This is a genomic window from Pedobacter suwonensis, from assembly GCF_900111825.1.
Taxonomy (GTDB): Bacteria; Bacteroidota; Bacteroidia; order Sphingobacteriales; family Sphingobacteriaceae; genus Pedobacter; species Pedobacter suwonensis.
In genome coordinates this window covers 270,894-285,927 of record NZ_FOJM01000001.1, presented here as the reverse complement: position 1 = coordinate 285,927, position 15,034 = coordinate 270,894, and the positions used below count along the sequence as shown (strand labels likewise).

General features: G+C 41.9%; 6 protein-coding genes. All 6 read left to right on the top strand.

From position 1 onward, the window contains the following. Nucleotides 1-340: 340 nt before the first annotated feature. The 6 genes from BM107_RS01070 to BM107_RS01045 all read left to right on the top strand — a co-directional run bounded on the left by BM107_RS01070 (nt 341) and on the right by BM107_RS01045 (nt 15,028). Nucleotides 341-3,076, top strand: coding sequence for an alpha-d-galacturonidase (locus BM107_RS01070; RefSeq protein WP_090979364.1), 2,736 nt, complete (start codon nt 341-343; stop codon nt 3,074-3,076). Continuing rightward, the gene (locus BM107_RS01065) at nt 3,073-4,629 is read left to right on the top strand and encodes an MGH1-like glycoside hydrolase domain-containing protein (RefSeq protein WP_244278690.1); all 1,557 of its coding nucleotides are present in this window, start codon (nt 3,073-3,075) and stop codon (nt 4,627-4,629) included. Before BM107_RS01070 ends, BM107_RS01065 begins: the two co-directional genes overlap by 4 nt. A gap of 740 nt (nt 4,630-5,369) precedes the next feature. Continuing rightward, nucleotides 5,370-6,947, top strand: coding sequence for a glycoside hydrolase family 28 protein (locus tag BM107_RS01060; protein WP_090979960.1), 1,578 nt, complete (start codon nt 5,370-5,372; stop codon nt 6,945-6,947). Between the two features lies 1 nt (nt 6,948). Continuing rightward, nucleotides 6,949-9,756 carry a glycoside hydrolase family 95 protein gene (locus BM107_RS01055; protein ID WP_139222253.1) on the top strand — a complete coding sequence of 936 codons (2,808 nt, stop codon included), beginning with the start codon at nt 6,949-6,951 and terminating at the stop codon, nt 9,754-9,756. Between the two features lie 50 nt (nt 9,757-9,806). Next, on the top strand, nt 9,807-13,361 hold the full coding sequence (locus BM107_RS01050) for a malectin domain-containing carbohydrate-binding protein (RefSeq protein WP_244278689.1): 3,555 nt from the start codon (nt 9,807-9,809) through the stop codon (nt 13,359-13,361). 98 nt (nt 13,362-13,459) lie between these two features. Then, nucleotides 13,460-15,028 carry a sodium:solute symporter family protein gene (locus BM107_RS01045; protein WP_090979358.1) on the top strand — a complete coding sequence of 523 codons (1,569 nt, stop codon included), beginning with the start codon at nt 13,460-13,462 and terminating at the stop codon, nt 15,026-15,028. The last annotated feature ends 6 nt before the right edge of the window (nt 15,029-15,034 follow it).

The window sequence follows — 15,034 nt, the reverse complement described above, 5'->3', positions numbered from 1 at the left end:
TTGATTGTTGATGTAATATACGTATGTTGATTTTGCACTCTTCACATTATAATTTGTGCTTGCTACCGCCTGAAAAGCGGCGGAATATTATAATTGATTAGAATACGACTACAAATAAAATAAATATTGTTGATTAAAAATTTTATCTTCTTGTCTAAATATTAACAGATATTGTCATACCAGCCAAAAAGCTTTAAACAGGCTTTACCTTGCATAAATTTTACAAAACGCAAAAGTCAATTTACTTATATTTGAATATTATTTTTATATTTAAATAATATTATAACCAAATATTATCCATTACCTAAGTTTAAAGGGTTTGTGATTTGAGCCAGATTAAATGAGAAAATTTCTGATTTTTATTTCCTGTTATTTTTTATCAATCTCTTTTTCAAGTGCCGGAAACCGCACTGATAAAAACATTTTAATCCCTGCAGCTGCGCATACAAGGATAAAGTTTGGTGCAGAACGTATTTTAAAGGCATTGAATAAAGTTGGTTACCAGACCAGAATAATACAACAGGTTAAGGCAGGGGGAAGCAGACCCGGCATTGTAGTCGGCATATTCTCCGACGCGATTATAGCTGGTAAATTACCGGCAGCCGTAAAAAATACGATAGCCACCGCTAAAAAAGAAGCTTACACCATTTTTACAGATAAAAACGGAACCATTTATATCGCTGGTCATGATGCTTCAGGCACTTTATACGGCTGCATTGAACTGGCCGACCGAATTCATGATACCCGAAAATTGCCGACTGCTTTATCGCTTACCGATCAGCCTGAAATGGTGTTACGTGGCACGTGCATCGGTTTGCAAAAGCCGGATTATTTACCCGGACACGATGTTTATGAATATCCATACACGCCTGAAACTTTTCCCTGGCTTTACGATAAGGCTTTATGGATTAAGTACCTCGACATGATGGTGGAGAACCGCTACAACTCCCTTTATTTGTGGAACGGCCACCCGTTTTCGTCTTTATTACGATTAAAAGCCTATCCTTATGCCTTAGAAGTAGATAATGCCACGCTCAAAAAAAACGAAGAAATTTTCAGTTTCTTAACGCACGAGGCTGATAAACGTGGCATTTGGGTAATTCAGATGTTTTACAACATTATTATTCCTAAACCTTTTGCCGATAAACACGGATTAAAAACACAGGATCGCAATCGACCAATTATCCCTTTGATTGCGGATTACACCAAAAAATCGATCACTGCATTTGTAGAAAAATATCCGAACGTAGGTTTAATGGTGGCATTGGGCGAAGCCATGGAAGGGGTTGGGCAGGATGATATCGATTGGTTTACCAAAACGATTATCCCCGGTGTGAAAGACGGTTTAAAAGCTGCCGGTATAAAAGAAGAGCCGCCTATTGTTTTGCGGGCACACGATACCGATGCACCCAGTGTAATGAAAGCTGCTTTGCCACTTTATAAAAACCTGTATACCGAGAATAAATTTAATGGTGAAGCTTTAACTACTTACACGCCACGCGGGGCCTGGGCAGAACTGAACCGTAAACTGGCAGCCATTGGCACGGTAAATATCTCCAATGTACACATCCTGGCTAATCTGGAACCTTTTAGATATGGTTCGGCAGATTTTATCCAAAAATCGGTACAGGCCATGAACAAAATTTATGGCGCCAAAGGGCTGCACCTGTACCCGCAGGCCAGCTACTGGGATTGGCCATATGCTGCAGACGATGTTAAAGGTCGTTTGTTAGAGGTAGACCGTGACTGGATCTGGTACAAGGAATGGGGCCGCTATTCCTGGAATTCACAAAGAGACCGCACACAGGAAATAAACTATTGGGGTGAAGCACTGGCCGATAAATACGGCGCCAGCCTAATGGGTGGAAAGGCCATTCTAAATGCTTATGAAGAATCGGGAGAGATTTCGCCTAAACTCCTGCGCCGGTATGGCATAACTGATGGCAACCGCCAGACTTTAACGCTGGGTATGTTAATGACGCAGCTCATTAATCCATATCGTTACGGCGTATTTACTTTAATGTACGAATCGGAAGCGCCGGAAGGAGAGATGATTATTGATTACGCCGAGAAAGAATTTAAAAAGCTGGGCCATATCGGCGAAACACCTGTGCAGATTGCCAAAGAAGTTGTGGTACACGGTCAGAAAGCTCTGGCTGCTATACAAAACGCAGCCCCAACCGTAACTAAAGATACCGCAGAATTTAACCGGCTTAAAAACGACATGTATTGTTATGATGCCATGGCCAACTTTTACGCTGAAAAGGTTAAAGCCGCGCTCTGGATATTACGCTATAAATACTCAAACGATGTGGCCGATCTGGTTCAGGCACTGCCCTTTCTTGAAAAAAGTGTAGCACACTATGCCAATCTGGTTAAATACACTGAAAAAACTTATTTATATGCAAACAGTATGCAGACCAAGCAACGCAAAATTCCGATGCGCGGCGTAGACAAAACATTTATCCACTGGCGTGAAATGTTGCCGGTTTTTACCAGGGAACTCAATCATTTTAAATACAGTATTGATTCTTTAAAATCGGTTAAGCAAGGAGAAACAGCTAAAATAATCAAATATAAAGCGGCGGCAGTACAAATTTTAAATCATAAAGCGACTTATGTAATTGCTAAAGAGGCCGTGGTTTTTAGCGATACTACGGTCAAAATTAAAGCGCTTGCAGACGAGTTGCAGGGTTTAAAGGGCATTCAACTTTCCAAAGCCAGCCAAATTAAAGACGGAACCGAAATTAAGTTTAGTACCGCACAGTCCGTAAAATTGCTGGTTGGATTTTTTAACCAGAAAAGCCCGCAGTACCTGGCAGCACCGCAACTGGAAACCGATGCAAGTGCCAATAATTATGGTCAGTCGGAAATTAAAATATCAAATGCGCTGGTTGCGGCAGGCTTCCCGCCGGTAAACGTACACGCTTACGCTTTTCCAGCCGGTACACATACCTTAAATTTAGGCAAAGGTGCTTGTTTGGTATTGGGTTTTATTGACGATAAACAGGAACTGCGGATTTTTAACGCAGGTTTGGACGGACATGGAAAAGATATAGACTGGTTATTTGAATGATGGTAAACACAAGAAATTTTATAGCCACAGCGATATTATCGCTATGTGCTTTTATGGGCTTTGCGCAGCAAAAAACGGTTATCGGAACAGATAAACTAAAAAAGTATGTAACGTATTTTAATGCTATTGATACTGAGGCTGTAAAAAACTACATAACTAATGCCGAAGCCTTTAACTGGCTTTCGGGGCAGATTCCTTTATTTGAATGCCCGGACGAAGTGCTGGAGCAAAATTATTATTACCGCTGGTGGACGTATCGCAAGCATCTGGTCAAAACTCCGGAAGGTTTTATTTTTACCGAGTTTATTGAGCCTGTAAAACATGCAGGTAAATACAATTCCATTAGCTGTGCCTTAGGTCACCATCTTTACGAGGGCAGGTGGCTGAAAGACAACAGCTATTTACAGGATTATGTGAAATTTTGGCTCTACCATGCTGATGTAGGTCAGACCAAGCAACGTTTTCACCAGTTCAGCAGCTGGGTTGATGATGCTGTATACCAAAACCATCTGGTAAAACCCGATCAAAAATTCTTAAAGGATATTTTACCTGCATTGGATAAAGATTATGCCAAATGGGAATCAGAGCGAAAGCTTAAAAACGGCTTGTTCTGGCAAAACGACGTGAAAGATGGAATGGAGGAATCGATCAGCGGATCGAGGAGGGATCAAAACCAAAGGCCAACCATTAACAGCTACATGTATGGCAATGCTATTGCTTTAAGTAAGCTCGGTAAAATGTTTGGCGACAACAGCTTAGTGACTAAATATAACCTGAAGGCTGATTCAATTAAAAAATTGGTCCAGGATAGTCTTTGGAATCAAGCTTCAGCTTTTTTCGAAACCAGGAAAGCAAAGGGCGGACATGCCGGGGTTCGCGAAGCCATAGGTTTTATTCCATGGGATTTTAATTTACCAGACGATAAAGCCAGCTACGCAAAAGCCTGGGATCAGTTGTTAGATACCGCAGGCTTTAATGCGCCCTGGGGCCTCACCACTGCGGAAAGGAGAAATCCGACGTTCAGAACGCGCGGTACGGGCCATAGTTGCGAATGGGATGGCGCACTCTGGCCATTTGCCAGCTCGCAAACGCTTAAAGGATTGGCTAATCTGCTTACCAACTATAAACAGCATGGTAAAATGAGCGCGACCGTGTTCTATAAAGAGTTACATAAATTCGCTGCATCGCACACCAAAAATGGCAAACCTTACATCGGAGAGTACCAGGACGAGAGGAATGGCGAATGGTTAAAAGGCGATAATCCGCGAAGCAGCTTTTACAATCACTCTACTTTTTGCGATTTGATTATCAACGATCTGGTTGGCATCAAACCACGGGCAGACAACATATTGGAAATCTATCCGCTAATTCCCAAAAATCAATGGGATTGGTTTATCCTTGATGACGTTTCTTATCACAACACGATTTTAACGGTATTGTGGGATAAAACCGGAAATAAATACCAAAAAGGTAAGGGATTTTTAGTATTTGCAGATGGAAAGATGATTTTTAAAGGCAAAGATTTAAAACCTTTAAAAGTGTTGATGAACTAAATACTAAATCCTATCCGTAGTGTTAAGCGCAGCGTCACTACGGATTATTGAATAGGATTGAGTTTATAACTCAATCAATAATACGGGTCAAAGACTCTTTTCTATTCCAATCAGTAGCGTTTGGAACGCTACGGATAGATCGGAGTAAATTGCGGCGATACAATCGCTAAGCTCGATCATCCCCGTTACAAACGAGGACGATAATAAATAATCTGTCCGTAGTATTAAGCGCAGCGTCACTACGGATTATTAAATAGGATTGAGTTTATAACTCAATAGCAATACGGGTCAAAGACTCTTTTCTATTCCAGATTGGTAGCGTTTGGAACGCTACGGATAGATCGGAGTAAACTGCGGGGATACAATCGCTAATCTCGATCATCCCCGTTACAAACGAGGACGATAGTAAATAAAACATCTCTCCGTAGTGTTAAGCGCAGCGTCACTACGGATTATTGAATAGGATTGAGTTTATAACTCAATAGCAATACGGGTCAAAGACTTATTTCTATTCCAATCAGTAGCGTTTGGAACGCTACGGAGAGATAGGAGTAAACCGCGGCGATACAATCGCTAAACCCGATCATCCCCGTTACAAACGAGGACGATAGTAAATAAAACTGTAATTGCGAACCGGAAGGCGGGGAGGCGAATGGCCTGAAGCAATCTTTTTAAGACAATTGGCTTGTATTGCAAGTATACAGAACATGGATACAGCAAAAAATAAATATTTAAACCTAATGAGATACATAATCAAAACTTTAATTTTTGCAATAACAGTTATCGGTTACCTTAACGCGAAGGCACAAGGGTACTATAACGTAATTGAATATGGCGCTAAAAACGACAGCAGTAAATTGGCTACTAGAGCCATCAAAAATGCGATAGATGCGGCTTCAAAAATGGGTGGAGGTACTGTTTATTTTCCGGCAGGTAAATATTTAACAGGGCCAATCCATTTAAAAAGTAATATTACCATTTTAATTGATGCTGGTGCAGAGCTCCATTTCAGCGATAACTTTGACGATTACCTTCCGATGGTCAAAAGCCGATATGAAGGGGTAGATGTAACCAGCTTTTCGCCCTTGTTTTATGCCTATAAAGCCGAGAACATCTCGATTATCGGTCGAGGTATAATTGATGGCCACGGTAAAAAATGGTGGAATTTTGTTGAAGGTTATAAAGAAGGGCAACCGGTATCGAAATGGCAAACCACCTTTGCCAGCCTAAATAAGGACATCATCTTACCGGACGATCCCAAACAAATGAAACGCGGCTTTTTACGTCCGCCGTTTATCCAGCCCATGTTCTGCAAAAATGTGTTGATTGAAGGCATTACCATTCGCAATTCACCATTCTGGACGGTTAATCCTGAGTTCTGCGAAAATGTGAAAGTTCATGCGGTAACCATAAATAATCCGCATTCGCCCAATACCGATGGCATTAACCCCGAATCGTGCAAAAACGTACACATTTCAGACTGCCACATCAGTGTTGGCGACGATTGCATCACCATTAAATCCGGTAAAGATGCACCAGGCAGAAAAATGGCAGTTCCGGCCGAAAACTATGTAATTACCAATTGTACCATGTTGTCTGGTCATGGTGGCGTAGTAATTGGCAGCGAAATGTCGGGCGATGTACGCAAGATAACCATTTCCAACTGCGTTTTCGATGGAACTGACCGCGGTATCCGCATCAAAACCGCACGCGGAAGGGGTGGTGTAGTAGAGGAGATCAGGGTGAATAATATCATCATGAAAAACATCCGCGAACAAGCCATTGTACTCGATATGCAATACGCTAAAACCAAGGTTGAACCAGTTTCAGTACGTACGCCGGCATTCCGGAACATTCATTTCGCCAACATCACAGGACAGGTAAACCAGGCGGCCTATTTAAACGGGCTTGAAGAAATGCCCATCAGCAATGTTACTTTTAACGACATCAACCTTGATGCGAAAAGCGGTTTTTCGATTAGTAATGCTACAGCTATTGAACTACACCAGCTAGCCATTAATACCCAAATTGGCCCAGCAATAAAGGCAACTCAGGTAAGTAGCCTGATTATAGATGGGCTAAAAAGCGACAAAGTGCCTGCAGATGCAGCTGTTATAGACTTAACCAATACTTCTGACCTCTTTTTATACAATGCTTTTCCTTCATCTGAAGTAAATACATACTTAAAATTAAGTGGTGCTGAAACGAAAAATATATTTTTAGGCAACAATAATTTCAGAAGGGTGAAAACGCCCGTTAAAAAAGAAAAAGAAGTAATGGCCACTATCGAAATTATTTCGGGCGATAAAGTACAATAACATGAAATTTAAATCTTTAGCCACTTTAATTTTAGCCATAATTGTTCAATCAAATGCATGGACACAGGAAAACAACCATATTTTGTGGTATAATAAACCTGCAGAAAAATGGACAGATGCATTGCCAATTGGTAACGGCCGCATTGGCGCCATGATTTTTGCAGGTACCATGGTCGATCATATCCAGTTTAATGAAGAAACTTTATGGACCGGAAAACCAAGAGGTTACAACCGAAAAGGGGCATATAAATATTTAAAAGACATTAGAGAACTGCTTTTTGAGGGAAAACAAAAAGAAGCCGAAAGCCTTGCGCAGGCACAGTTTATGGGTTTACAAAGCGAAGCCGGAGACAAAAATGCCTGGGTAAACCAAATGAAAGCTGGAAAAGGCTTAACGGGTAATCCTGCGTTGACCAATTTTGATGACAAAAACTGGAAAAGCCTCAAAGTACCAGCTTTTGATGGCTGGGAAACGGCTGGACTTGCCAATTTAGACGGAGCAGTATGGCTTCGAACAACTTTCGATGTCCCTGAAAACTGGAATGGAAAAGATTTGATACTTGATCTTAACCGCATCCGTGATCAGGATTTTACTTACATTAACGGCACGTTGGTTGGCAATACTGATAACAATGAACCGAGAAAATACACCGTTCCGGCAAAACTGGTTAAAACAGGCAGCAATACCATTGCTATACAGGTGCTTAATTATGCTGATAAGGGTGGTTTACTCGGCTATAAAGATACAAGCAAAAAAATTGGTATCTATCCGGTAGGATCAGATATTACACAAGGAGTTTCACTGGAAAAAGCATGGAAATATAAAATTCAGGATGAAAACCCGCCTGCCATATCGCAGTATCAGAAGAGCTACCAACCCTTTGGTGACCTTAACTTATACTTTAAATTTAGTAAATCACTGGTAAGCAACTATAAACGTTCGCTGGATATCAGCACGGCGATAGCTAAAACTACTTTCAGCAGCGATGGGGTAAACTATCAGCGCGAATATTTTGCCAGTCAACCCAACCAGGCGGTAGTTATTCATTTAAGTGCCAATAAACCTAAAGCCATCACCTTCGATGCCGAATTATCAAGTCCGCATCGCCGGTCGGCCGTTAAAATACTGGATAAGCAAACACTTGCTTTAACAGTTGCAGTTAACAATGGGGCATTAAAAGGAGAAAGCAGCTTAACGGCAATCGTTAAAAAAGGAAGTTTAAAAATTACAAACGGAAAAATCAGTATAAATCAGGCAGATGAGGTTACCCTCTACTTAATTGCAGGCACTAATTTTATTAATGCGCAGGATGTTTCAGGCTTACCGGCTGCCGCCAATTTTAAAGCGCTCAAAAGCCTCAAAGGGAAAACCTATGCTGAAATAAAGCAGAGCCACGTTAAAGAATACCAGCAATACTACAACAGGTTTGAGGTTAGTTTTGGTCGGTCAGAAAATGAACGCCTACCAACAGATGAGCGTTTGAAAAAATTTGCAACTTCCGGTGATGCTGCTTTTGCTGCTTTATATATGCAATATGGACGGTATTTACTAATTTCAAGTTCAAGACCAGGAACGCAACCGGCCAACCTGCAAGGCATCTGGAATGATTTATTAACCCCGCCATGGGGCAGTAAATATACCACCAACATCAACCTGGAAATGAATTACTGGCCAGCAGAAGTTTTAAACTTATCGGCCTTAAACGAACCCTTATTCCGGAAAATTAAAGGTTTAATCAAAACCGGTGGCGAAACGGCCAAAGCATATTACAATGCAAGGGGTTGGGTACTACACCATAACACCGATTTATGGAATGGAACCGCCCCTATAAACGCTGCTGATCATGGCATCTGGGTAAGCGGCGCAGCCTGGTTATGCCAGCATTTATGGGAGCATTACCAGTTTAGCCATGACCGGAAATTCCTCGAAAAAGAAGCTTACCCTTCAATGAGAAAGGCTGCGCTGTTCTTTGTAGATTTTCTGATAAAAGATCCTAAAACAGGTTGGTTAATCAGTACACCATCTAACTCACCCGAAAATGGAGGTTTGGTAGCCGGGCCAACTATGGATCACCAGATTATCCGCTCACTGTTTAAGAACTGTATTGCCGCTGCCGATGTACTCCACACAGATACAGATTTCAAAAAAATACTGCAGGAAAAGTTGAAACAACTGGCACCAAATCAAATCGGTAAATATGGCCAGTTGCAAGAGTGGCTAACCGATGAAGACGATACAACCAACAAACACCGTCATGTTTCACATTTGTGGGGCGTTTATCCCGGCAGCGACATTACCTGGGATGCTGATGCCAAAATGATGCAGGCAGCAAAACAATCATTGCTGTATCGTGGAGACGATGCCACGGGCTGGAGTTTGGCCTGGAAAATAAATTTCTGGGCCCGGTTTAAGGATGGCGATCATGCCATGAAACTGGTAAAGATGTTGCTGAAACCAGCCAATAACGGAGCCGGATCTTACGTAAATCTTTTCGACGCACATCCGCCGTTTCAGATTGATGGCAATTTCGGGGGATCTGCCGGGATAGCTGAGATGATCCTGCAAAGCCATCAGGGCTATCTGGATATTTTACCGGCTTTGCCAACAGCGATGCCTACTGGCAACATCAGAGGTTTACAGGCCAGAGGTGGTTTCGAAGTAGATTTGAGTTGGGATAAAGGTACATTAACTTCATTTACACTGAAATCTAAAACCGGTGGAGATTGCACGTTGCATTATAAAAATTTAGTGGTAGAACTGCACACCAAAGCAGGCGAAACTTATAAACTGAACGGAGATTTGAAATGATGAGTTGGTTGAGGAATTGTTTTGATAATATTTTTAATGATAAAAGGTCCGTGGAGACACGTACCTTGGGCAAGGAAGTAATCCCCATATTCAAAAGCCTTGGTTCATGTCAGCACGAACCAAGAACCTATACTTCAAAGCATTTCTTCACCTTATTGTTGCTGGCATTATGCAGTATAAATTTGGTTAATGCTCAAATCCGGAAGACTATTTCTTTAAATAACAGTTGGCTTACTGTTGCCGATGAGAAAAGTATAAATGCCTTTGAGGGTTTTCAGGCAGCCACTTATCATCCTAAAAACTGGGAAAGTATAAATGTACCGCATAACTGGGATCAATACGAGGGCTACCAACGCAGGTTGCACGGTAACAAACACGGTTATGCCTGGTATCGCAAGAGTTTTAAAACAAATGAAATCAAGGCTGGAAAACGTTTCTTTTTGTATTTTGAAGGAGTAGGCTCTTATGCAACTGTTTGGCTAAATGGTCAGAAGGTAGGCTACCATGCAGGTGGCAGAACTACCTTTACACTCGACATTACAACGGCGATTAAACTGAATAACGTTGAAAATATACTGGCGGTGAGGGCCGATCACCCGGCTAACATTCAGGATTTACCCTGGGTTGATGGCGGTTGTTCTACTGAACGTGGCTTTTCGGAAGGCTCGCAACCTATGGGGATTTTCAGGCCTGTTCACCTCATCGTTACTAATGAAGTTCGCGTAGAACCTTTTGGTATTCACATTTGGAACGATAATAAAATTTCAGAAAAGGCTGCTGTTTTAAATTTCACTACAAGTCTTAAAAACTATGGTTCAAAAGGAAAATCGCTTAACCTGATCAGTCAGCTCACAGAAGCAAATGGAAAAATAATACAAACCTTAACAAGTACCATTCATCTTGGTCCGGGGAAAGAAATGAATGTAGTACAGAAAACGGCTACTATAAGTAATCCGAAATTATGGTCGCTGGAAAGCCCATATCTCTACACGCTTAAAACCACCCTCATTGAAAATGGAAAAGTGCTCGATGAACAGCAAACACCTTACGGCATCCGATGGATTAGCTGGCCAATCGGGGAACAGGCCAATCAGAAAGTATTTTTGTTAAACGGAAAACCAGTATTTATCAATGGGATAGCCGAATACGAACATTTAATCGGCCAGAGCCATGCTTTCAGCAATGCCCAAATCCGTTCGCGTGTGATGCAGATTAAAGCTGCAGGTTTTAATGCCTTCCGCGATGCACACCAGCCACACAACCTGCTGTATTCTAATTATTGGGATAAGGAAGGGATCTTATGCTGGACACAAATGGCTGCACACATCTGGTACGATACCCCTGAATTTAGAAAAAACTTTAAAGCCCTTTTAATCGATTGGGTAAAAGAAAGACGAAATAGTCCGGCTGTGGTTTTATGGGGATTGGAAAACGAAAGCACTTTGCCTGAAGATTTCGCCCGGGAGTGCACCGAATTAATCCGTAAACTTGACCCAACCGCATCGTCACAAAGAAAAGTAACCACTTGTAATGGCGGCAAAGGCACCGATTGGGATGTTCCCCAAAACTGGACAGGCACCTATGGCGGCAACCCCTTAACTTATGGCGAAGACCTGCAAAGACAGGTTCTGGTAGGCGAATACGGCGCCTGGCGAACCATCGATCTGCACGATGTTGATGCGGCAGGAAAGGGTTATACCGAAAACAAAATGACCGTCCTGATGGAAACCAAAGTGCGTTTGGCCGAATCGGTAAAGGATAAAACTGCAGGGCATTTTTTCTGGCTGTATAGCTCGCATGATAATCCGGGTCGCGTTCAGGGAGGCGAGGGACTTCGGGATTTAGACCGGGTTGGCCCTGTAAATTATAAAGGCATGTTTACGCCATGGGAAGAACCTACCGATGTTTTTTACATGTTCAGGGCTAACTATGCGCCAAAAGCAACACAACCGATGGTATACATCGTATCGCATACCTGGCCAAACCGCTGGAGCAGGCCCGGGATAAAAGATAGTGTGGTGGTATATTCCAATTGCGATGAAGTAGCGCTTTTTAACGATATTAGCAGTCAATCGCTTGGCAAAAAGAAGCGGGGTGTAACCGGCACGCATTTTCAGTGGAACAAACCCAATATCAAATATAATGTATTGTATGCGATAGGTTACGTTAATGGGAAAGCGGTTGCAAAAGATCAGCTTGTTTTGCAAAATCTACCGCAAAGCCCTGATTTTAATCAACTGGTTACCGATCAAAAAATAATAGCTCCCGAAAAAAGCTACCACTATGTTTACCGCTTAAATTGTGGTGGCGATGATTATACTGATACCTACGGGAATCAATGGTCGGCAGACAGGAACTTAACGGCGAAAAATTGTTTTGGTTCAAGCTCCTGGACAAAAGATTTTCCGGGTATACCTGTTTTTTTTGCCAGTCAGCGCCGTACTTTTCAACCCATTGCAGGCACAACCGATTGGAAGTTATTTCAGACTTTCAGGTATGGCCGGGACCAGCTGAAATACCACTTTCCTTTGCCAGATGGCGAATATTTGGTAGAACTTTATTTTATAGAACCCTGGTTGGGCATAGGTGGTGGCTTAGACGCGGAAGGCATGCGCTTATTCGATGTGGCTTTCAATGGCAAAACCGTGATTAAAGATTTAGATATCTGGAAAGAAGCCGGGAGCAATACATTGTTAAGGAAAACCATCAAAACGACTGTAAAGGGTGGTGCTTTAACGATTCATTTTCCGGAAATAAAAGTTGGACAGGCAGTAATTTCGGCCATTGCCATAGCCAGTTCAAATCAAAATATTAAGCCTGCACCCGCAAGCCAATCGCTTCTAACCAAAATTAAAAATGCAGAAGTACATAACTGGCTGGACATTGGAGAAGCACAATTTATTGGAGAAAAAACAAACTTTACCAGCCTGCCTTCCAGCATATTTGGTTCCGAATGGCTTAAAGCTTCGCGCGGGCAGGAGGGCATTGAATTTACCGCGACAGACACAGCAGATACCTTTGTTGCATTAAACCCCAACAGTCATGTGCCAACAGGTTTTGAAGATACTAAAACTGCTCTGGTCAACAGCAACGCAGAAAGCTTCCAACTGTACCGTAAACGGCTTAATCCAAACGAGCGGATCATTTTTGAGAGCGGCACGGCAAATGTTTTCGTTTTACCGGTTACGCATTTACAACCTGCTTACGATTTAAAAAATACCGCCACCTACAAGGCTACCGATGCCATTTTAAAAGGTAACCACATTGTAAAAGAAGAGTTGATGGGCAAGGAGCGCGTTACTTTTAAAGCCAATACAGATGCCGTTCTAACCTGGAATTTCGCCGTAGGCGTTGCCGATAACTATTCGTTAACCATTAAATATCACAACCCTTTTGAGCAAAACCTCAAAGCTAAACTGGAACTTTTATCAGCTGATGGTACTTTGATGAAAACAGAACAGGCAGAATTTGTACCAACCAAGGCAGGTAAATGGAACTATTTCAGCACCAGTACCGGTAGTATGATTAACGCAGGTGCCTATCAGCTAAGAATTACTGCCATCGAAACCAAAGGAATGAGTATTGATGCTTTGGATGTTCAATAAGATAAGATGGTACAATATGTAGCCAAAATCTTATATGAATACTGTTTTTTAGAAATGCATATTTGTTTTAACCAAATTAATAAACGAGCCAACCAATAATGAAGGGTCTGCCTATATTCGATCTTGCGATTATCGCCATTTATTTGGTTGGAATGATACTGGTTGGTGTTTATTTTTCCAGGAAAAATAAGAATTCCGAGCAATTTACAAAAGCTTCGGGCCTCATTCCCGGATGGGCAATAGGTTTATCTATTTATGCAACGTTCTTAAGCAGCAATACTTTTTTGGGTGTACCCGGAAAAGCTTTTGGTGGTAACTGGAATGCTTTTGTATTTAGTATCTCAATGCCACTGGCCGCGTGGGTAGCTTCTAAATACTTTGTGCCATTTTACAGAAATACAGGTGAAATATCGGCCTATACCCATCTCGAAAAACGCTTTGGTGCCTGGGCAAGGGTATATGCTGTCGTTTGCTTCCTACTTACGCAACTGGCAAGGATGGGTTCCATCTTTTTCGGCATCGCTTTGAGTTTACAGGCTTTAACCGGCTATTCCATGCAAATGATTATGATTGTAATGGGCATCTGCATCATTGTTTATACCGTTTTAGGAGGAATCGAAGCAGTAATATGGACAGAAGTGGTACAGGCCATCGTAAAAACATTTGGTGCTTTACTCATCCTTTATATCGTGATCAGCAATATGCCCGGCGGAGTAGCGAAAATAGCAGAGATAGGCAAAGCCGCCGATAAATTTAGTCTGGGCAGCTTTAAACCTGATTTTATCAGCTCATCGTTTTGGGTAGTTTTGCTTTATGGCTTTTTCATCAACCTGAATAATTTTGGTATGGATCAGAATTATATACAGCGCTACCATACCGCTTCATCAAGCCGTGCAGCCTCCAAATCAATCTGGTTATGTGTATGGTTATATATTCCGGCATCCTTACTTTTCTTTATTATAGGATCTTGCTTATTTGCCTACTACGAAATTAATCCTGAACTGGTACAATCGATCAAACACCAGGTAGCGGTAGAGCGATTGCCTTTACATGCTGCTGCAACTGAGGTTTTAAAAGTACAGAACGCTTTACAACCGGCAGATTACGGCGATAAAATTATGCCGCATTTTATGGTGACCAAAATACCCGTGGGCTTAGTGGGACTGATTGTTTCAGCCATCTTATCGGCCGCTATGAGCACCATCAGCTCCGGAATGAACGCGTCGGCAACTGTTTTTTCGGTCGATATTTACAAGCGGTATTTTAAACCCGAAATCAATGAAAAGCAGAATTTATCACTGCTGCACATCGCAACAGTAGCTTTTGGTTTACTGGGCATGATTGCGGGCATTGCCATGATTGGGGTAAAAAGTATATTGGATGTATGGTGGGAGCTTTCGGGTATATTCGCCGCAGGCATGCTGGGTTTGTTTTTATTGGGCATTATAAGCCGGCAAACCAAAAACCACGAAGCCATAACCGCAACTATTATCGGTATTGCCGTAATTATATGGATGACATTTTCTTCTCTTCTGCCTCCGGAATATGAAGCTTTTATAAATCCACTGCATAAAAACATGATTATTGTAACCGGTACCTTAACCATTTTTTTAACAGGACTTTTCCTGACGAAAATTAAAAACAGAAAAATCAAAACCGTCAGTTAAATCCGG